We start from the raw sequence: 20083 nt of genomic DNA, 5'->3' as shown, positions 1-20083 counted from the left end.
GCTGACAATGAACCATAAAACCTGAACTAGAAGACTATATTTAGCGTTTGAACACATAACAAAAAGCCGCTTTTCAGCGGCTTTTTAATTTTGATTCTAAAACGCAGTCGGTGACAAACTTAATTTGTACTACCGGTTAACGTCGCGTCATCACTTACCGATTCATCTTCATCTGGTGCATCGTCAACAATAAAGACCGAAGCGGCACCTAAAATCATGGCAACCCCCGCCAACATTAAAATATAAATTGCATTGTTATCAAATACAGCACTCACAATCCAACCGGCAAATAAACCTGAGATAATTTGCGGAGCGGCGATCGTAAAGTTGAAGATCCCCATATAAACCCCTGTTTTTTCGGCCGGTAACGAGCCCGCTAAAATAGCGTAAGGCATGGCTAAAATTGCCGCCCAAGCGACCCCAACACCGATCATTGGGAATATTAGGTTTAACGCACCACTTGGAATTTCAACTTCAGTGATCAATAAATTAGCCGTTACAATTGTCGGATCATCAAACAAAACAAAACTTAAGTAACCTAATCCACCGGCTAATAATGCCAAAGAATAAGTTAATTTGCGCCCGACTTTATTGGCAATTCGGGTAATAAAAATAGCAAAGATAGCGGCAAATAATGAATATGCGGCAAACAAAATCCCCACCCAATCACCCGCGGCACCTTTAGCTTCGGCAATATAAGCAGGCACTTCACTTAACGATGACAAATAAGCTGAATCAAACCATTTAGCTTCGATTCCCCAGGCATTTTGGGTTATTGCCGGCATGGTATAAACCCACATAATAAATAACGCAAACCATGAGAAAAATTGCACTAATGCGAGTTGCTTCATTGTTTTAGGCATGGTGATCATTAATTGCACAAAACGACGCATTTTCTCGCCAAAAGTTGCTTTGCGCTCGGCGGCGAGTTGCGCTTCAACTTCTTTACGATCAAGGCCTTTATAAGCGTAATATTTTTTAGGTGGATATTCACGCGTTCTAAATACCGTCCATAAAACCGTGCCCAACATAATTGAAGCTCCAACATAAAACGCCACCGTAACAGACGGGGCGACCTCACCCGCTTTAGAAGCATTTTCGAGCCCAACAACATTGGTTAAAACAAACGGTAAAATAGAGCCAATAATCGCACCAACATTAATTAAAAACGCTTGTACGGCATACCCTTTATTACGCTGTGAAGACGGCACCATATCTGAAACTAATGATCTAAACGGCTGGAATGCCACATTAAACGAAGCATCCATCAAGGCTAACATCACAGCCCCAAATAACATCGGCGACATTAACTGCACAAACAAAGGGGCATTCGGCATCATGCACATCGCAAAAGCAGCCGCGACTGCCCCCCCTAAAATATACGGGTTACGTCGACCCACACCATTCCAGGTATGATCAGAAGCCGCACCAACAATAGGTTGAATTAGCAACCCCATAATCGGTGCGACTAACCAAAATAAAGAAAGAGAGTGTAAATCGGCACCTAAATCAGACAAAATACGACTGACATTAGCATTTTGTAAAGCGAAGCCAAATTGCACGCCTAGAAAACCAAAACTGACATTCCAAATTTGCCAAAAAGATAATTTAGGTTGTTGTTTCATCAAACGAATCCTTAATAACGGACCGGCGCAGCATAAACAATGCGAAGTCACAATAATGAGTGTTAATAAAAAGTAACAATGATTAAAAATTAATTACAGCATGTTTTGTCTATTTTCGCGACAATGATTTGAATACATACGTATGCTAAACAAAATGAAGTGGAAAAAAGCCAGGCTCTCGGCTACTTTCGCAAAATTAATGAAGACTCAGTGGCTGATTAAAACCAAATTTGCGTACTATATTGGCGCAAAACTTGTTTATGAAATTGATATTCGGGATCATACTTAGCGACTAAGGCCCAAAAATCACGACTGTGATCTAAATGTTTTAAATGAGCCAACTCATGTATGCAAACAGAATCAATGGTTTCAAATGGCATGGCGGCTAAGCGCCAATTAAAATCTAATTCACCTCTATTATTGCAACTGCCCCATTTCGCTTTGAAATTTTTAACACTGACTTTTTGATAAACTAATCCCATATTATCGGCTAATATCGGCAACCTATTTTGTAGTTGAGCTTGTAGTTGCTCACGATAAAAAAGTTGAACTTGCTTGCTCAAATGCGCTTGAACATTCTCTGGTTTCACACGTGTAGAAATAATTAACGCAAGCCTGCCGCGATTAAAAACAAACTGTGTTTTTGTACCTGATTTAATGGATATCGAAAACGGCTTACCAAATAACGTGAGCGTCGTATCTTCAGCAATGACAGGTAAAGGGGGCCGAGTGGCTAATAAGGCATTTTGTTCTTTAAGCTTATTTGTTATCCATTGTTGCTTCGCATTCAGCATGGCTATTATTTTTTTTTCACTCAACCACGTGGGTGCTAAAACCCGCACTACCGCCTCTTTAATTATAATCGATAGCGTTTTTCGTTTTGACGAACGAGTGATGGTGTAATCGAATGGCAACAAAAAAATCTCTATTTAATAGATAACAACAAGGAGAATTATATACCTTAGCCACTTAAGGATAAATTGCAGACAGGTAATCAATTAGAAATAAGTTAGGTGATATAAACAGACAAGGTTAAAATTTACACTTTACTGACCGCTCATATATTCAACACAGGACACACATGCGCCCTTCTCACCACGCTAATCACCCAACTGGTCCGATAAATTGGCAGGTTGCCAAAAAAATATGGCCTTATCTATTTGAATTCAAAGCGCGAATATCACTCGCCGTTTTATGCTTAATACTGGCCAAGTTAGCCAGTATAAGCATGCCCTTTTTGCTTAAAGATGCGGTAAATGCACTCGACGACCCTATTAATATTGCACTAGCAGCCCCCATTTCATTAGTGCTCGCTTATGGTTTATTTCGTTTTTTAAATACGATTTTAGGTGAGATCCGCGATACGTTATTTGGCCGAGTAACCGAACGTGCAATGCGTCGTATGGGTTTAAGTGTTTTTCAGCATTTACATAATCTTGAGCTTGCGTTTCATCTTGATCGGCGCACCGGTGGGTTATCACGCGATATTGAACGTGGCACATCTGGGGTTAGCTTTTTAATGCGTTTTATGGTGTTTAATATTATTCCGACATTACTGGAAATTCTGTTAGTGATAGGCATTTTCTTTAATCAGTATGGTATTGAATTTGCGATGATTACCTTTATGGCGATCGCCTCATATATTGCATTTTCTGTTATCGCGACTGAAAAAAGAACCGCTTTTGTAAGAGAAGCAGCTAACGCCGATTCAAACTCGAACACGACAGCAATCGACAGTTTATTAAATTTTGAAACCGTAAAATATTTTAACAACGAACAATACGAAGCCAAACGATACGATCAAGCACTAGCCGATTGGGAGCAAGCTAAACGTAAAAACCGGCTCTCATTGTTTGTATTAAATGGTGGGCAAGCTTTTATTATTGCCGCCTCAATGACGGCAATGATGGCTTTAGCCGCAATACAAACGCATGATGGCACAATGACACTGGGTGATTTTGTTTTAATAAACGCCTTTATGATGCAACTTTTTTTACCCTTAAATTTTTTAGGTTTTGTTTATCGCGAAATACGTGGATCATTAGCAAATATAGAACGCATGTTCGAATTATTAGCCAGAACCCCCGCAATTAATGACAAAGAACACGCACGTGAATTAACGGTCTCTAATGCTGAAATAAACTTTGAGCAAGTGCAATTTAATTACAGTGCCGATCGCGCTATTTTAAATAATGTCAGTTTTAGTATCAAAGCCGGTCAAAAGGTTGCGATTGTTGGGGATAGTGGCGCAGGCAAATCCACATTAATTAAATTACTCTTTCGATTTTACGATTTAGATCAGGGCGGTATAACCATAGATGGCCAAAATATTGCAGATGTTAGTCAACAAAGTTTGCGTCGAGCGATAGCGATCGTGCCACAAGACACCGTTTTATTTAATGCGACTTTGTATGAGAACATTCGATATGGCAGACCTGATGCCAGCGACACCGAGATACAAAATGCGATAAAATCAGCTTACTTAGAAGAATTTGTACAAAGTTTATCAAAAGGATTAAACACGCAAGTCGGTGAACGAGGATTAAAACTATCAGGAGGTGAAAAACAGCGGGTTGCGATTGCCCGTGCAATTTTAAAACAAGCCCCCATTTTAGTGTTTGATGAAGCCACCTCTAGCCTTGATTCACGAGCTGAACAATCAATTCTGCAAGCACTAAAAGCGGTTGCAGCCGATCATACAAGCTTAGTGATAGCGCATAGATTGTCTACGGTTATCGATGCCGATAATATAATCGTATTAAGCAAAGGTAAAATAGTAGAACAAGGCACTCATGCTGAATTGCTGCAACAAAATGGCTTATTTAAAAAAATGTGGCAGTTACAGCAAGAAGATCAACACGCGTAAAAAATTGACGTAAAATAACGCCAAGAAAATTAACAACATAAATAGGTAATAAGATAATGACAACGATCGAACGAATTGAAACAAAACAACGCATGAGCCGTATTGTAAAACACAACGGTACAATCTATTTATGTGGGCAAGTTTGCACAGATGCCACCCAAGGCATTACCGAACAAACACAAACCATGTTAGATAAAGTTGAAACATTACTTGAACAAGCCGGTAGTGACAAAGAACATATGTTATCGGCCACTATTTATATAAAAGACATGCAATATTTCGCTGAAATGAATGCCGTTTGGGATGCTTGGGTACCGGAAGGCTATGCCCCAGCAAGAGCCTGTGTGACCGCAAGCATGGCACGTGAAGCCTTGTTAGTAGAAATTTCAGTGGTTGCCGCAGAGAAATAAATGGGTGTATAAATGACGTTGATATACTCAATAAATTTTAAGTTTATTGAGTATAATTTAAGCAAAAATGAGTCAGTACGGCCTGAGCCGCTATTTTAGCAAACCGTGTAGAATCCGATTCACTCATCGTATGTGCCCCCACAATGGCGCCATCAGCAATAATAGAGAGCTGACGCACAACACTTTTTTTATCACTCAATTCAACTTCCACTAACAACGATTCGATAAGCTGCATCATTAAAAGTTTGTGTTCTCGACACGCTAAATGAATAGGATCATCATGCCGAGGATATTCAGCCGACCCATTGATAAACATACAACCAAAAAATTGTTCAGATGTGATCCATTCCGCTAAAGCATCAAAAAAAGCCATTATAGGCGCAAGCTTAGTTTGACACGTTTGCACCGGTATCAGTCGTTGCGTATCGGTTTTTAACCGTAATAAAAGCTGTTGATCACGCTGCATTAAAGTTGCAATGATCAAATCGTCCTTAGAAGTAAAATGATGATATAACGTTTTTTTAGCAACGCCTGCTTCAGCCAAAATAAGATCGATACCCGTCGCTCTAAAACCATTTTTATAAAAAAGCGCTTGTGCGGTATCAATTAATAATGCTCTTTTACTACTCGCCATCACATCGCCTCATTTCTAAAATCAGCAGAAGTATACAGGTCGGTCTAGTTATTTCCAACAACGTATTGACATGCTTAGTGTTCAGCCTATACTGCAAAAGTAGACAAGTCTGTACACCACCAATACAAAACGAATAACAACTTAAAGGAAAAGCATAATGACAACAGCCCAACGCCCACCTTTACCTCCCTTTACCACCGAAACAGCAATACAAAAAGTACGTATGGCTGAAGATGGCTGGAATTCACGTAATGCTGATAAAGTTGCTTTAGCTTATACAGCAGATTGCACATGGCGAAATCGTGCAGAGTTTATACAAGGCAGAGCCGAAATAACCGACTTTTTAAATCGAAAATGGGCCAAAGAATTAGAATATAGATTGATAAAAGAACTATGGGCTCATAGCGAAAACCGTATCGCGGTTAGATTTGCTTATGAATGGTTAGATGATTCAGGCCAATGGTATCGATCATATGGTAATGAAAACTGGCAATTTGATGAAAACGGTTTAATGGAAAAACGCATTGCCAGCATCAATGATTTGCCTATAAAACCTGAAGAACGTTTATTTCATTGGCCACAAGGCAGAAGACCAGATGAGCATCCAAGCCTAAGCGACTTAGGCTTATAATTAAATGCGTCGGTTATTTGCAGTTTAATTACAACCCGACCATGATTAACCGTGTCGGGTTGTATTAACTATTCATTGCGGGCAACCGTTATCCTCTCTACAATGCGAATCTTATTTTCTGTTGTTAAGTAAACCTATTATTTATGTCTGATCCAAAACGCTTAAACAAATACATTAGTGAAACAGGTTTTTGTTCACGCCGAGACGCTGATCGCTTTATTGAAAAAGGCCGAGTGACCGTTAACGGTAAATTACCCGAATTAGGGACGAAAGTGACCGATGATGATGACATAAAAATAGATGATAAACCTTTAAAAGCGAAGCCCAAGCAAGTTTACATTGCTTATAACAAACCGGTTGGCATTACTTGCACTACCGATTCACTCGTTGAAGATAACATTGTTAAAGCCATTCGTTATCACGAACGAATATTTCCTATTGGCCGCTTAGATAAACCATCTGAAGGGTTGATATTTTTGACCAATGAAGGCGATATTGTTAATAAAATTTTACGCGCTGGTAACCAACACGAAAAAGAATATATTGTGACCGTAGACAAACCGATCACAAAAGACTTTATTAATAAGATGGCAAATGGCTTACCTATTTTAGATACCATTACTAAAAAATGTCGAGTTGAACAAATCAGTTCACGGACTTTTAAAATGGTATTAACTCAGGGTTTAAACCGCCAAATTCGCCGTATGTGTGAATATTTAGAATATCATGTACGTACTCTTAAACGCGTGCGCATCATGAATGTTGAATTAGGTGATTTACAAGCAGGTGAATGGCGCCATTTAACAGCTGATGAAATGGCTGAAATAAATGATTCGATTAAAGATTCTGGTAAAACAGAAGAACAATCGGTTGATCACAACAAACGCCCTAGCAGTCAGCCCAATCAAACAAATGCTCAATCACCTCAGCATAAAACAAAACGTACGCGGGCAAACACGAATAATCGCAACAATGATCGCAATAATGAACACAGCAAACGCGATAACCGCTTTAATAACGATCAAGAACAACGTCACACTCAACCACGTAAAAAAAAGCCAAGTAAATTTGCACGTCGCTCGTAAAAATTACACCGCTCACTAAACCGCTCAGCTATAAATCAGTTTATACCCAAGTCACTTGGGTATAAACTCAAGATATCACTCCATCATCAAAAATACACACCGATGTCTTACGTTGAAATAAGTAATGAATTTTTAAAAGCCAAGATCAGACTTTTTGGTGCCGAACTCGCTAGCCTGACAAAAACAGAAACAGAAGTCGAATACATTTGGCAAGCAGACCCAACTGTTTGGCAAGGTAGCGCCCCTATCCTTTTCCCGTTTGTCGGAAAACTCAATCAAGGCAAGTTTTTATACCAAACACAATCATTTGAAATTGCGAAACATGGCTTCGCACGTAATCAATTGTTTAATCTGATTAGCCAAACAGCAAACAAAGTGACCTTAGGCCTTAGTCAAAATGACGAAACGCTCACCGCTTACCCTTTCGAATTCTATTTAGAAGTCACGTTTGAGTTGGTTAAAAATAAAATGTTTGTGAGTTACCAAGTAACTAATAACAGTAATACCGATATGCCATTTAGTATAGGTTCACATCCTGCGTTTAATCTGCCAGCAGAGACAATGGAAAACGCACAATGTAGCTTAGCTTTTGATGCAGAAGAAAACCCTGATTGCTACACACTGATTCAGGGGTTACTTTCGGAAAGCACGCAAACAAGTCCAATAAAAAATAAATGTTTACCATTAACAGCTGGTACCTTTGCTAAAGATGCTCTCATTTTACGCCATATCAATTCTAAAGAGGTAAGCTTAATCGATGCCCACGAGAAGCAATTATTAACCATGCGCTTTGATGTACCACATTTAGGGTTATGGGCAAAGCCTAATGCTCCCTACGTTTGCATAGAACCTTGGTTTAGTACCGATGATAAAGCATCATCTCCATTAGAGTTGGAAGAAAAAGAAGACTTAATAAATCTAGCTTCAAAAGTCGTGTTTGATTGCCAATATGAAATAGAAATTTATTAATTTTACCCTGTGCGACTCAACAAAATTTAACAATCCCAATCTATAGCACTAAGCACTAAGCACTAAGTAATTTGGGTATGGATTAAATTATTTATCAACTTGTTTAATGTATACCCAAGTGACTTGGGTATACATTGTCATTTTTAAGAATTTATCCGGCTTTATTTATAATAAAGCTCATTTATACGATGACAGTAAGCAACTAAGTTATCGTAGCTACGCGCTAACTCGCACATAGGATTGGTTAAATCAACTAAAATCAGCTCAGCGAGAAAAGCAAATACACTGGCATCCAATGAGCTCGGCTTATCACCAAATATATACGATTGGCTGCCTAACAGGTGTGCTAAGCTCTCTATCGTTTCTTGCGCAATATCCATTATCTCGGCATCATTATGTAAACCCATACCATGTTTAATAAAGGTTTGTTTAATCTTTCTACGTGCGACTATCGGTGCAATATAGCGAATAGGAAAAGGGAATTTGCTAAAAAAAGTCTGTTTTAAAATAGGCCAAGTATCTTCTCTTATCCAACGTGAATAAATAATGCACCAATAAAAATTTTCATCTAACGACTTAGTAATTAAGTGACTTGTTGCAACTTGTTCTTTTGTTAAATGCGCGTCTATCTCTAAGTTATATTTCCGCTTTAAGTGCTGAATAATAAAAAATGAATCACTTACACGTGTTTCATCATCTTTAATAAAAGGTAGTTTACCTTTGGGCGCTTTGCGCATGTAACCCAAGCCTGTTTTAGTTTGGTATTCAAGGCTGGTTAAACGCAGAAAAGCATCTATTTTTAAAACAAATGGGCTGGCGTCTGTAACACCAAAACGCGGCCCAAAGCCATAAAGTGTGATCATATAATCCCTTAAAAAAACACCACAATGTTAAATTAATTGCGGTATCGATAATTAATCTAAATAGGCAATCATAAAAATGAATCATCGCACTAATTAGTTAAAATTAAAGTATTGCAGCTATTCTTATCATTTTTAGCTACTTAAAATTAGTCTCTAAATCTGCAATATACAAAAAAATGATCATGTAATGATTAATTAAACAGCTAAAATATAAGTTTATAAACACGAATTTTTAATTAATTATAAAAGCGATAACCCTAATAAAACCGAACCTAAAAGTTAAAAAGCTGTGTGTAACCTTAAAAGTAGCCCTATTTTAGATAACTAGGCGCCCAAAAAATTAAAATAGAAACTACGTTAAAACTTCATATTTAGTCAAAATAACGGCTTGTGATCATTAAATAACAACATTTGATCATCAATTATAATAAGCGATCGTTAGTTAAAAAAATGACTGAATTGCAACCCCGTTTCAGACCAATTAATAAGCCCAAATAAGCCCACAAACCAACCCAAACCGATCGTATAAAAACGGATCAAAAAAGCCGTTTTATTCGTTTTATGCCTAAATAAATACATAGAGACCCACCCACCAAACCATCCACCAATGAGTGAAAATAGGTATAAATTACGTTCTGGCACTCTATTTTTGTCTTTGATCGCACAGTATTTATCAAACGCAAATATGATCAAAGTGATCGAATTTATTAAATAAAAAAAGATTAAAACTAATAAAAAGGCATTTATTTGCACTATCAAACACACTAAAACCGTTATAAACAGACTAAATATTCGCAAAATGCAGCCTTTTTGAAAAAAAATAAAAATAATTTAAAAATAATTTCGATGTGTGATCAATTATGATCTTACTAAATAAATGTGAGTGAAAAACAGCCTTTTTGCTAGTTTTATCCACTAGATCAGAGGAAGCACACAGAGAACACACAAGTTACCCACAAAATCCGATCGAATTTGATCACGCTGTGCATAAACTAGCTAACAACAAGTGATCAAACCGTGATCAACCTGATGAAAAATAGCAGGTTGCGATCGGGTTGTGTATAACTAGCACTTTAATCCTCAGGTTGATCAAAGTTTGATCAACGATAAGTTACAAGTTTAAAAAAATATAACAATATGAAATATAAAAGTTTTTTTGGCTTGTCCACAGAGATCGCAGATCCTAATAACAACAAAAATAAGATCTCTATATAAAGATCTTTATATTATTAAAGCCCATCACAAAATAAAAAATCACAAAAAAGAGTCCTACAAAAAAAGAAAAGTGAAATCAAGATTCCCTTTCTGATCGATTGACTATAAAATAGCCGCCCTTTTCTTCAACTTGGCTATTGGAGATCGCAAATGTCGATGTTTGACCAAAAATTTGATGTAATTATTGTTGGCGGTGGTCATGCAGGCACTGAAGCCGCAATGGCATCTGCCCGTATGGGGCAAAAAACATTATTACTTACCCATAACATTGAAACCTTAGGTCAGATGTCATGTAACCCTGCAATTGGTGGTATTGGCAAAGGCCATTTAGTTAAAGAGATTGATGCTTTAGGCGGCCTAATGGCAAAAGCCACCGACAAAGGTGGCATCCAATTTAGAACACTAAATTCAAGCAAAGGACCTGCGGTTAGAGCAACACGCGCTCAGGCAGACAGAATTTTATACAAAGCAGCAGTACGCGAAGCTTTAGAAAACCAAGAAAATTTACTTATTTTTCAACAAGCATGTGATGATTTAATTGTTGAAAACGATACAGTCGTTGGTGTTGTGACCCAAATGGGTCTTAAATTTACAGCCAAGTCTGTAGTTTTAACGGTAGGTACATTCCTAGGCGGACAAATCCACATAGGTTTAGAAAACTATCGTGGTGGTAGAGCCGGTGATCCACCATCAATCGCCCTTGCAGAACGTTTACGTGCTTTACCGTTTAGAGTTGGCCGATTAAAAACCGGTACACCTCCTCGAATTGATGCACGTACTGTTGATTTTAATCAGATGCAAGAACAACCAGGTGATTTTCCAACACCGGTATTTTCATTTTTGGGTAAGCAAACCGATCATCCACAACAGATCCCTTGTTACATAACCCATACAAATGAAAATACACACGATATTATTCGAGGTGGATTAGATCGTTCACCCATGTATTCTGGTGTTATCGAAGGGATTGGACCTCGTTATTGTCCATCAATTGAAGATAAAATAGTTCGTTTTGCCGATAAAGATTCACATCAAATATTTATCGAACCTGAAGGTTTAACCACTCATGAACTTTATCCAAATGGTATATCAACGAGTTTACCTTTTGACGTGCAATTAAATTTAGTTCGTTCAATCAAAGGCATGGAAAATGCGCATATAACTCGACCGGGTTATGCTATTGAATATGACTTTTTTGATCCACGCGATTTACGTCAAACGCTTGAAACCAAATTTATTAAAAATTTATATTTTGCTGGCCAAATTAACGGCACAACAGGTTATGAAGAAGCGGGCGCTCAAGGTTTATTAGCGGGAACAAACGCGGCTTTACGCGCTCAAGAAAAAGATGATTTTATTATACGTCGTGATCAAGGCTATTTAGGGGTACTGGTTGATGATTTAATCACCATGGGCACTAAAGAACCTTATCGCATGTTTACCAGTCGAGCGGAATACCGATTGTTATTACGTGAGGATAATGCTGATATTCGTTTAACTGAATCTGGCTACAATGTTGGTTTAGTGGGTGAAGAGCAATGGACTGCATTCAATGAAAAATTAGAATCAATTGAAAAAGAACGTCAGCGTTTAAAAACGACATGGATCCATACTAAACACGAATGCATTGATGAACTAAATCCATTGCTAAAAAACCCAGTTAGCCGTGAGCATTCACTTGAAGATTTGATTCGACGCCCTGAAATGAGTTATGACGATTTGATGAAAATTGGCAACTTAGGGCCCGCTCTTGAAAATAAGCAAGCCGCGGAGCAGGTCGAAATTCAAATCAAATATGCAGGTTATATTGAACGCCAGCAAGAAGAAATTAATAAGCAATTACGGAATGAAAATACCTTGTTGCCTGCTGATTTTGATTACACCAATGTTAATGGTTTATCAAATGAGGTTATTGCTAAATTAAATGATCATAAACCTGAAACAATCGGCCAAGCTTCACGTATATCAGGTGTTACACCCGCCGCAATTTCTCTTTTGCTAATAAGTTTGAAAAAACAAGGTTTATTAAAACGCTCAGCGTAATATAATCTACCCATCTACGGCTATATTGTTTAAAATATAGCCGCTTTACCTTTGAATGTGTTATCGCATTAAGAAAATTAGAACTATCATGTCTTTATCTGAACAATTTTCGAACTTATTGAAAAAAACATCGCTAACCGTTACAACAGAACAAAGTGAAAAATTATTAGCTTTAGTTGAAATGCTAAATAAATGGAATAAAGCGTATAATTTAACCTCGGTTAGACAGCCATCTGATATGCTGGTTAGGCATATTATGGATTCAATTGTTCTGATTGAGCATTTACCACAAGAAGGTAAACTTATTGATGTTGGAACGGGGCCTGGTTTACCCGGTTTACCACTGGCTATTTGCATGCCTGATGTACAATTTACCTTGCTCGACAGCTTAGGTAAGCGAATCAGATTTATTCGACAAGTATGTTATGAGCTTGAAATCACCAATGTGACAGCCATTCAATCAAGAGTTGAAGAGCACCAACCTGATATTTTATACGATGGCGTGTTAAGTCGAGCTTTTGCATCACTTGAAGATATGCTCACTTGGTGTCACCATCTAGTACCTGAAGATGGAAATTTTTATGCTATGAAAGGCATTCATCCTGATTCAGAAATCGATAATTTGCCTACTGGCTTTACGCTTTGTAAAACCATAACGTTAAACGTTCCTAATTTAGCGGAAGAAAGGCATTTGTTGCATATAAGAAAATCGTCGTAACAAACCGGAATTGGTTCTAAAAGAGAGGCGTGTCATGGGAAAAATTATAGCAGTAGCAAATCAAAAAGGTGGCGTTGGTAAAACAACGACAGCGGTAAATCTAGCCGCGTCAATGGCCGCTACTAAACGTAAAGTATTATTGATTGATCTCGATCCACAAGGTAATGCCACCATGGGCAGCGGCGTTGATAAATATGATGTGCCGGCAACCGCTTATGAATTATTGATTGAAGAAAAGCCCGTCGATGAAGTGGCGGTGAAAGAAACATCAGGCAGTTATCATCTTATCGCGGCTAATTCAGACGTTACCGCTGCCGAGATTAAATTAATGGAATGCTTTGCACGTGAAGTTCGTTTACGCAATGCGCTTGAAAAATGTCGTGACCAATATGATTTTATTTTCATTGATTGCCCACCATCGTTAAATATGTTGACGGTTAATGCCATGGCTGCTGCTGATTCTGTATTGGTTCCTATGCAATGTGAATATTATGCACTTGAAGGTTTAACTGCGTTAATGGATACAATCCAAAAATTGGCTTCAGTTGTTAACCCTAATTTAGCTATCGAAGGGATCTTGCGTACGATGTATGATCCGCGCAACCGTTTAGCGAATGATGTATCAGAACAATTAAAAAGTCACTTTGGTGATAAAGTTTACCGAACGGTTATTCCACGGAATGTGCGATTAGCTGAAGCGCCTAGTTTTGGTACGCCTGTAATGTATTATGATAAATCATCAACCGGTGCTAAAGCGTATTTAGCGCTTGCCGGCGAAATGATCCGAAAAAGCGAAACGACTAAAGCAAGACAGCAAGTCGCTTAATAATAAAAATTGAATTGGATAAAAAATGTCGGCAAAAAAAAGAGGTCTCGGACGCGGTTTAGATGCGCTACTCACAACCAGTGGTGCTTTTCAACCCTCGCATCAAGATGGTGTTCAGGAAGAAAGTGAATCACAGCGTAACGAATTACAAAAAATAGCTATTGAATATTTACACCCTGGTAAATATCAACCTCGCAAAGATATGTCGCCGGAAGCATTAGATGATTTAGCTAATTCAATTAAAAGCCAAGGTATTATCCAGCCAATTGTTGTTAGATTGATAAGCGAAAATAACTATGAAATTATCGCGGGTGAACGCCGTTGGCGAGCCGCGCAACTCGCGCAATTAGATTTAGTTCCGTGTTTAATTAAAAATGTGCCGGATGAAGCCGCCGTTGCTATTGCATTAATTGAAAATATACAGCGCGAAGACCTTAATGCCATGGAAGAAGCAACCGCGTTGCAACGTTTAATGAGTGAATTTGAATTAACACATCAACAAACGGCAGATGCGGTGGGTAAATCACGTACCACAGTAACAAACCTATTAAGATTAAATAATCTTAATACTGATGTAAAAACGTTATTGGAACATGGTGATATTGAAATGGGGCACGCTCGTGCACTATTAGGTTTAACGGGAAATTTACAATCTGATACCGCTAAAACGGTTGTTGCTAAAGGTTTAACGGTTCGTGATACCGAAAAACTTGTGCATAAAGTTCAACAACCAGAACAACCTAAAGTTGAAAAAGTGATTGATCCTGATCTTGCTGCTTTGCAAAATACGTTAACCGATATTGTTGGTTCAAATGTGACCATTAGTCACAACGCGAAAGGAAAAGGTAAATTAGTGATCGATTTTTCAAATTTGAATACGCTAGATGGCATTATTGAAAGATTAAAAAAACAGTCATCTTAACGCCTTTTTGACGTTTTTTTTTGTTAACAATGGTTACGTAGCCCTTAATATCAAAATATTATAAGAAACTTAATATCAATTCCATCTGATCAAGTTGAAAAGCTAGTATAAAACAGTATACTTTCGCTAGCTTTTTTACGCCTTGAGTTGTAATACTCGTAAATAAAGCAGCAAGCTGTAAGGACTTAATAATTTGGAGCTCAATAACCTTGAATAAATTAGCGCTTAAAGGCCTAAAGATAGGATTCAAGTTAATTGCAATTCAAGCTTCATTTGTCTGCAGTGCTGCAATTATTGGGCTTATATTTAAAAACGTAGAATCGATGCAATCGATTTTAGTTGGTGGCTTTTCAGTTATTTTACCAAATAGCCTTTTTGCTTTACTGCTGTTTTCAACGGCAGGTGCCAGCCAACTAAATACGACGATGAGACGATTCTTCAGAGGAGCCGCACTGAAATTAGTGCTCTCTAGCATGTTATTTGCTTTAGCAATGAAATCAGGGTTTTTAATTCCCTTTTTGTTTATTGGTTTTGTTGTTGCTATTTTGGCTCACGTTTTTACACCAGTTTCAATTACTTAAACTTTTATTAGGAACTTTAACAATGGCAGCAAATGGTGAAGCCTTGACAACACAAGGTTACATCCAGCACCACCTTACCAACGCCGCAGTTGGTGAGGGCTTTTGGACATGGCATGTAGATACACTTGCTTGGTCAATCGCTCTTGGTCTGGTTTTTATCCTTTCTTTCCGTAGCGTTGCAAAAAAAGCAACCTTGGGTGTACCGGGCAAATTTCAATGTTTCGTTGAAATGATTGTCGAATTCGTGAGTCAGAGTGTAAAAGATACATTTCATGGCAAAAACGCATTAATCGCTCCGCTTTCATTAACGATATTCGTTTGGGTTCTGCTTATGAACTTTATGGATATTATTCCGGTTGATTTTTTACCGTCATTTGCCCAATGGGTTGGTGGTTTAATGGGCTACGATCCTCATCATGTTTACATGAAAGTTGTACCCACAACTGATTTAAATACGACATTAGCATTGGCGCTAGGTGTATTTGCATTAATGATTTACTATTCAATCAAAATTAAAGGCTTTGGCGGCTTCATGAAAGAGCTATATGCTCATCCATTTAATACGCCTTGGTTATATTGGTTCAACTTTATCCTTGAAGTTATCGCGCTTATCGCGAAGCCAATGTCACTCGCTTTACGTTTGTTCGGTAACTTATATGCAGGTGAGCTTATCTTTATCTTGATAGCTGGCTTGATTGGTATTTGGCAGTTGCCTGCGCACTTTATCTGGGCTGCATTCCACTTACTCGTAATTCCGCTTCAAGCCTTTATATTTATGATGTTAAGCATCGTATATTTAAGCTTGGCGCACGAAGATCACTAACTTTTCGGGATTTAAGTTAGGCGACTTATTTTAAGTCGGCCCGAAGGGTAAAGGGCAGGATGCCCAAAAAACTTTTTACATTTTATTTTTTAAACTTTAACTTTCTACAATTGGAGAAAAACAATGTTATACATCGCTGTTGCTCTGTTAATCGGTTTAGGTGCGTTAGGTACTGCTATCGGTTTCGGTCTTTTAGGTGGTAAATTCTTAGAGTCTGCTGCACGTCAACCTGAGCTAGCTCCACAGCTTCAAGTTAAAATGTTCATCGTTGCAGGTCTTATCGATGCGATCGCTATGATCGGTGTTGCTATTGCCTTGTACTTATTGTTCGTAATTGGCGCTTAATAACAACTTTTGCTTTTTAACGAATAATAAGGAGGCGCGATTGTGAATATCAACGCCACTCTACTCGGCGAATTAATCGCATTTGTATTTTTTGTTTGGTTCACCATGAAATATGTGTGGCCACCATTAAACGGTGCAATTGAAGATCGTCAAAAGAAAATAGCCGATGGTTTAGAAGCATCTGAGCGTGCAGCTAAAGATTTAGAATTAGCTCAAGCAAAGGCGTCTGAGCAACTTAAAGAAGCTAAAGCGCAAGCTGCTACTATCATCGAACAAGCCAAGAAACGTGAAAATCAAATTATTGATGAAGCGGCTCAGAAAGCGCGTGTTGAAGCTGAAAAAATCTTAGCTCAAGGTCAATCTGAAATTGAAGCTGAGCGTAATCGTGCAAAAGAAGATCTTCGTAAGCAAGTTGCTGTTCTAGCAATTTCTGGCGCAGAGAAAATTCTTGAGCGCTCGATTGATGCAACTGCACACGCTGACATTCTTGATAAGCTTGTTGAAGAATTATAAGGGGTATAAAGATGTCTGAATTGACAACTATAGCCCGACCATACGCTAAAGCTGCGTTTGATTTTGCTGTTGAAACAAATAAAATTGATGCTGTATTTGCTCAATTGACATTTGCTGCAGAAGTAACGAAAAACGAATCAATTAAAGGTTTGTTATCGGGCTCTGTAAATCCAGAACAACTTGCTGAAATTTTCATCAAGGTTTGTGGAGAACAGCTTGATCAAAATGGCCAAAACTTGATTAAAGTGATGGCTGAAAATGCACGCTTAGCGGCTTTACCTGACGTTGTTGCTTCATACTCTGCATTAAAAGCAGAGTATGAGAAAACAGCTGAAGTTGATGTTTTATCAGCAGTAACGCTGACAGAAACACAAATGAGCTCGCTAGCGGCATCTTTAGAAAAGCGTTTAGCAAAAAAAGTTAAGCTGAATTGTATAGTAGATACATCCGTGGTTGGTGGACTTGTGATCAAGTCTGGCGACATGGTGATCGACGCTACTATTCGCGGAAAATTGGATCGACTAGCAATTAGTTTGCAGTCGTAGGGGAACAGAGCATGCAACTGAATTCCACAGAAATTGCCGAGCTGATCAAAAAACGTATTGAACAGTTTGAAATCGTCAGTGAAGCTCGAAATGAAGGTACAATCGTATCTGTAACCGATGGTATCATCAGCATTCACGGCTTAGCCGATGTAATGCAAGGTGAAATGATCGAGCTTCCTGGTAGCCGTTACGCAATCGCGTTAAACCTTAACCGTGATTCGGTTGGTGCGGTTGTTATGGGTCCTTATGCGGATCTACAAGAAGGCACAAAAGTAAAAGGTACTGGCCGTATTTTAGAAGTACCGGTTGGTCCTGGTTTATTAGGTCGTGTGGTTAACACTTTAGGTGAACCAATCGACGGTAAAGGTCCTATCGAAAACGATGGTTTTGAAGCAGTTGAAAAAATTGCACCAGGCGTAATCGAGCGTCAATCAGTTGATGAACCTTTACAAACGGGCTATAAGTCAATTGACTCAATGGTTCCAATCGGACGTGGTCAACGTGAGTTGATTATCGGTGACCGTCAAGTAGGTAAAACTGCTTTAGCCATCGATGCCATCATTGCACAAAAACATACAGGCGTTAAAAGCGTTTATGTTGCAATTGGTCAAAAAGCGTCAACAGTTTCTAACGTTGTACGTAAATTAGAAGAGCACGGAGCATTAGAAAACACGATTGTTGTTGTTGCTACCGCTTCTGAATCTGCAGCGTTACAGTACTTATCAGCTTACGCTGGTTGTACGATGGGTGAATACTTCCGTGACCGCGGTGAAGACTCGTTAATTGTATATGATGATTTGTCTAAGCAAGCTGTTGCTTACCGTCAAGTATCATTATTATTACGTCGTCCGCCAGGTCGTGAAGCCTACCCTGGTGATGTATTCTATCTTCATTCACGTTTATTAGAGCGTGCATCACGTGTAAATGCTAACTATGTTGAGCGTTATACAAATGGTGCGGTAAAAGGTAAAACCGGTTCTTTAACTGCGTTACCGATTATCGAAACGCAAGCGGGTGATGTATCAGCATTCGTACCAACTAACGTAATTTCAATTACTGATGGTCAGATATTCTTAGAATCTAGCATGTTTAATGCGGGTATTCGTCCTCCTGTTAACGCGGGTATTTCTGTATCACGTGTTGGTGGTGCTGCTCAGACTAAATCAGTTAAGAAATTAGGTGGTGGTATTCGTTTAGCACTTGCTCAATATCGTGAATTAGCGGCATTTGCTCAATTTGCATCTGACCTTGATGATGCAACTCGTGCTCAATTAGAGCATGGTGAGCGCGTTACTGAATTAATGAAGCAGAATCAATATGCTCCATTAACAGTAGGCGAAATGACGGTTTCTTTATTTGCTGCTGATAAAGGCTATTTAAACGATATCGAAGTTAATAAAGTACTTGATTTCGAAGCAGGCCTGCAATCATTTATGCGTTCTGAATACGCTGAACTAATCGAAAAAATCGACGCAAGTGGTGCCTACGACAAAGACGTAGAAGCAGGCTTGAAAGAAGGTATCGAGAAGTTTAAAGCTACTCAAACTTGGTAAGAGTAGACGATTAACACATTAATCGGAGTGATTGATTATGGCTGGCGCTAAAGAGATAAAAAGTAAAATTGCGAGTGTTAAAAATACTCAAAAGATTACCAGCGCTATGGAAATGGTTGCCGCGAGTAAAATGCGTAAAGCACAAGATCGCATGGCATCATCACGTCCATACGCAGAAAATATGCGCAAGGTGATTAGTCATATCGCGCTTGGTAGCTTGGAATATAAGCATGCTTATATGGAAGAGCGTGAAGCTAAGCGCGTAGGTTACATTGTTGTTTCTACCGACCGTGGTTTATGTGGCGGCTTGAACATTAACTTGTTCAAAAGCGTCATAAATTCTGCAAAAGAGTGGAAAGAAAAAGGGGCTGAAGTTGATTTTGCTGCTGTAGGTAGCAAAGGCACTTCCTTTTTCAACAGCTATGGTGGTAATCTTATTGCTCAAACCGATGGTTTGGGTGATGCACCATCAGTATCCGACATAGTAGGTTCTGTACATGTGATGCTAGATGCATACGATAAAGGTGAAATTGATCGCCTTTATGTTGTTTACAATAAATTTGTAAACACCATGACGCAAACACCTACGACTGATCAGCTATTACCTTTGCCAAAGGCAGAGGATAACGAACTGAAACATAAATGGGATTATATATACGAGCCTGATCCAAAAGAAATTTTGGAACAGTTATTAACTCGCTATATAGAATCTCAGGTTTATCAAGCTGTTGTTGAAAACGTAGCAAGCGAAATGGCTGCACGTATGGTTGCGATGAAAGCTGCAACTGATAACGCAGGTGAGCTGATAGACGATTTACAATTAGTTTATAACAAAGCGCGTCAAGCGGCGATTACTCAAGAATTGGGTGAAATCGTTGCTGGTGCAGCTGCCGTCTAAACATTTAAGGTTAGAGGA

Annotated in this window: 21 protein-coding genes; 16 read left to right on the top strand and 5 right to left on the bottom strand. The window is 38.6% G+C overall.

Annotated elements, in window-relative coordinates; genetic code table 11:
• Positions 1-119: 119 nt before the first annotated feature.
• The gene (locus tag DPX34_RS13715) at positions 120-1628 is read right to left on the bottom strand and encodes an MFS transporter (protein ID WP_111979022.1); all 1509 of its coding nucleotides are present in this window, start codon (positions 1626-1628) and stop codon (positions 120-122) included.
• A 215-nt stretch (positions 1629-1843) separates the two neighbouring features.
• Positions 1844-2539 (bottom strand): M48 family metallopeptidase, encoded by a 696-nt coding sequence (locus tag DPX34_RS13710; RefSeq protein WP_269815528.1) that lies wholly within the window; start codon positions 2537-2539, stop codon positions 1844-1846.
• Between the two features lie 167 nt (positions 2540-2706).
• Here DPX34_RS13710 and DPX34_RS13705 point away from each other — a divergent pair, with 167 nt between their 5' ends.
• Together DPX34_RS13705 and DPX34_RS13700 are read left to right on the top strand one after the other, a co-directional pair.
• Positions 2707-4491 carry an ABCB family ABC transporter ATP-binding protein/permease gene (locus tag DPX34_RS13705; protein WP_111979020.1) on the top strand — a complete coding sequence of 595 codons (1785 nt, stop codon included), beginning with the start codon at positions 2707-2709 and terminating at the stop codon, positions 4489-4491.
• A gap of 56 nt (positions 4492-4547) precedes the next feature.
• Entirely contained in the window at positions 4548-4901 is a 354-nt protein-coding gene (locus tag DPX34_RS13700) for a RidA family protein (RefSeq protein ID WP_111979019.1), read from the top strand.
• Between the two features lie 43 nt (positions 4902-4944).
• Here the strand turns inward: DPX34_RS13700 and DPX34_RS13695 are convergent, their stop codons facing one another.
• On the bottom strand, positions 4945-5535 hold the full coding sequence (locus DPX34_RS13695; protein WP_111979018.1) for a TetR/AcrR family transcriptional regulator: 591 nt from the start codon (positions 5533-5535) through the stop codon (positions 4945-4947).
• 157 nt (positions 5536-5692) lie between these two features.
• Here DPX34_RS13695 and DPX34_RS13690 point away from each other — a divergent pair, with 157 nt between their 5' ends.
• From DPX34_RS13690 to DPX34_RS13680, 3 genes are all read left to right on the top strand, one after another.
• The gene (locus DPX34_RS13690) at positions 5693-6166 is read left to right on the top strand and encodes a nuclear transport factor 2 family protein (RefSeq protein ID WP_111979017.1); all 474 of its coding nucleotides are present in this window, start codon (positions 5693-5695) and stop codon (positions 6164-6166) included.
• A gap of 143 nt (positions 6167-6309) precedes the next feature.
• Positions 6310-7251: a 23S rRNA pseudouridine(2604) synthase RluF gene (gene rluF / locus DPX34_RS13685; protein ID WP_111979016.1), complete on the top strand. Its 942-nt coding sequence runs from the start codon at positions 6310-6312 to the stop codon at positions 7249-7251.
• 102 nt (positions 7252-7353) lie between these two features.
• Positions 7354-8220, top strand: coding sequence for an aldose 1-epimerase family protein (locus DPX34_RS13680; RefSeq protein ID WP_111979015.1), 867 nt, complete (start codon positions 7354-7356; stop codon positions 8218-8220).
• Between the two features lie 161 nt (positions 8221-8381).
• Here the strand turns inward: DPX34_RS13680 and DPX34_RS13675 are convergent, their stop codons facing one another.
• Together DPX34_RS13675 and DPX34_RS13670 are read right to left on the bottom strand one after the other, a co-directional pair.
• Positions 8382-9083, bottom strand: coding sequence for a glutathione S-transferase C-terminal domain-containing protein (locus DPX34_RS13675; protein ID WP_111979014.1), 702 nt, complete (start codon positions 9081-9083; stop codon positions 8382-8384).
• Between the two features lie 438 nt (positions 9084-9521).
• A complete protein-coding gene (locus DPX34_RS13670) occupies positions 9522-9836 on the bottom strand; it encodes a DUF1294 domain-containing protein (RefSeq protein WP_232824743.1) in 315 nt (104 codons plus the stop codon).
• 618 nt (positions 9837-10454) lie between these two features.
• Between DPX34_RS13670 and mnmG the strand changes: the two genes are divergently transcribed.
• From mnmG to atpG, 11 genes are all read left to right on the top strand, one after another.
• Positions 10455-12341 carry a tRNA uridine-5-carboxymethylaminomethyl(34) synthesis enzyme MnmG gene (gene mnmG / locus DPX34_RS13665; protein ID WP_232824742.1) on the top strand — a complete coding sequence of 629 codons (1887 nt, stop codon included), beginning with the start codon at positions 10455-10457 and terminating at the stop codon, positions 12339-12341.
• An 88-nt stretch (positions 12342-12429) separates the two neighbouring features.
• Positions 12430-13059 carry a 16S rRNA (guanine(527)-N(7))-methyltransferase RsmG gene (rsmG, locus tag DPX34_RS13660; RefSeq protein WP_111979011.1) on the top strand — a complete coding sequence of 210 codons (630 nt, stop codon included), beginning with the start codon at positions 12430-12432 and terminating at the stop codon, positions 13057-13059.
• Between the two features lie 34 nt (positions 13060-13093).
• Positions 13094-13885 carry a ParA family protein gene (locus tag DPX34_RS13655; RefSeq protein WP_111979010.1) on the top strand — a complete coding sequence of 264 codons (792 nt, stop codon included), beginning with the start codon at positions 13094-13096 and terminating at the stop codon, positions 13883-13885.
• Positions 13886-13910: 25 nt separating this feature from the next.
• Complete coding sequence (locus tag DPX34_RS13650; RefSeq protein ID WP_111979009.1) at positions 13911-14807, top strand: ParB/RepB/Spo0J family partition protein; 897 nt, start codon at positions 13911-13913, stop codon at positions 14805-14807.
• 209 nt (positions 14808-15016) lie between these two features.
• Positions 15017-15388, top strand: coding sequence for an ATP synthase subunit I (locus DPX34_RS13645; protein WP_111979008.1), 372 nt, complete (start codon positions 15017-15019; stop codon positions 15386-15388).
• 22 nt (positions 15389-15410) lie between these two features.
• Positions 15411-16211 carry a F0F1 ATP synthase subunit A gene (atpB, locus tag DPX34_RS13640; RefSeq protein WP_111979007.1) on the top strand — a complete coding sequence of 267 codons (801 nt, stop codon included), beginning with the start codon at positions 15411-15413 and terminating at the stop codon, positions 16209-16211.
• Positions 16212-16334: 123 nt separating this feature from the next.
• A complete protein-coding gene (atpE, locus tag DPX34_RS13635) occupies positions 16335-16556 on the top strand; it encodes a F0F1 ATP synthase subunit C (RefSeq protein WP_111979006.1) in 222 nt (73 codons plus the stop codon).
• 42 nt (positions 16557-16598) lie between these two features.
• Positions 16599-17069: a F0F1 ATP synthase subunit B gene (gene atpF / locus DPX34_RS13630; RefSeq protein ID WP_111979005.1), complete on the top strand. Its 471-nt coding sequence runs from the start codon at positions 16599-16601 to the stop codon at positions 17067-17069.
• Between the two features lie 11 nt (positions 17070-17080).
• The gene (gene atpH, locus DPX34_RS13625) at positions 17081-17614 is read left to right on the top strand and encodes a F0F1 ATP synthase subunit delta (RefSeq protein ID WP_111979004.1); all 534 of its coding nucleotides are present in this window, start codon (positions 17081-17083) and stop codon (positions 17612-17614) included.
• A gap of 11 nt (positions 17615-17625) precedes the next feature.
• Positions 17626-19167: a F0F1 ATP synthase subunit alpha gene (gene atpA / locus DPX34_RS13620; protein WP_111979003.1), complete on the top strand. Its 1542-nt coding sequence runs from the start codon at positions 17626-17628 to the stop codon at positions 19165-19167.
• 37 nt (positions 19168-19204) lie between these two features.
• Positions 19205-20065: a F0F1 ATP synthase subunit gamma gene (atpG, locus tag DPX34_RS13615; RefSeq protein WP_111979002.1), complete on the top strand. Its 861-nt coding sequence runs from the start codon at positions 19205-19207 to the stop codon at positions 20063-20065.
• Positions 20066-20083 lie beyond the last annotated feature (18 nt).

Origin of the sequence: Algibacillus agarilyticus, from assembly GCF_003286125.1 — a bacterium.
Classification (GTDB): Bacteria; Pseudomonadota; Gammaproteobacteria; order Enterobacterales; family Alteromonadaceae; genus Algibacillus; species Algibacillus agarilyticus.
This window is presented reverse-complemented; position numbering and strand designations above follow the sequence as displayed.

What these genes read in the sequence shown, in the direction of transcription:
- DPX34_RS13675 (WP_111979014.1), bottom strand. Translation starts at nt 9,083, where the DNA reads ATGATCACACTTTATGGCTTTGGGCCGCGTTTTGGTGTTACAGACGCC.
- DPX34_RS13650 (WP_111979009.1), top strand. Translation starts at nt 13,911, where the DNA reads ATGTCGGCAAAAAAAAGAGGTCTCGGACGCGGTTTAGATGCGCTACTC.
- DPX34_RS13690 (WP_111979017.1), top strand. Translation starts at nt 5,693, where the DNA reads ATGACAACAGCCCAACGCCCACCTTTACCTCCCTTTACCACCGAAACA.
- atpH (WP_111979004.1), top strand. Translation starts at nt 17,081, where the DNA reads ATGTCTGAATTGACAACTATAGCCCGACCATACGCTAAAGCTGCGTTT.
- DPX34_RS13695 (WP_111979018.1), bottom strand. Translation starts at nt 5,535, where the DNA reads ATGGCGAGTAGTAAAAGAGCATTATTAATTGATACCGCACAAGCGCTT.
- atpE (WP_111979006.1), top strand. Translation starts at nt 16,335, where the DNA reads ATGTTATACATCGCTGTTGCTCTGTTAATCGGTTTAGGTGCGTTAGGT.
- DPX34_RS13700 (WP_111979019.1), top strand. Translation starts at nt 4,548, where the DNA reads ATGACAACGATCGAACGAATTGAAACAAAACAACGCATGAGCCGTATT.
- mnmG (WP_232824742.1), top strand. Translation starts at nt 10,455, where the DNA reads ATGTTTGACCAAAAATTTGATGTAATTATTGTTGGCGGTGGTCATGCA.
- DPX34_RS13655 (WP_111979010.1), top strand. Translation starts at nt 13,094, where the DNA reads ATGGGAAAAATTATAGCAGTAGCAAATCAAAAAGGTGGCGTTGGTAAA.
- atpA (WP_111979003.1), top strand. Translation starts at nt 17,626, where the DNA reads ATGCAACTGAATTCCACAGAAATTGCCGAGCTGATCAAAAAACGTATT.
- DPX34_RS13705 (WP_111979020.1), top strand. Translation starts at nt 2,707, where the DNA reads ATGCGCCCTTCTCACCACGCTAATCACCCAACTGGTCCGATAAATTGG.
- rluF (WP_111979016.1), top strand. Translation starts at nt 6,310, where the DNA reads ATGTCTGATCCAAAACGCTTAAACAAATACATTAGTGAAACAGGTTTT.
- DPX34_RS13680 (WP_111979015.1), top strand. Translation starts at nt 7,354, where the DNA reads ATGTCTTACGTTGAAATAAGTAATGAATTTTTAAAAGCCAAGATCAGA.
- rsmG (WP_111979011.1), top strand. Translation starts at nt 12,430, where the DNA reads ATGTCTTTATCTGAACAATTTTCGAACTTATTGAAAAAAACATCGCTA.
- atpG (WP_111979002.1), top strand. Translation starts at nt 19,205, where the DNA reads ATGGCTGGCGCTAAAGAGATAAAAAGTAAAATTGCGAGTGTTAAAAAT.
- atpB (WP_111979007.1), top strand. Translation starts at nt 15,411, where the DNA reads ATGGCAGCAAATGGTGAAGCCTTGACAACACAAGGTTACATCCAGCAC.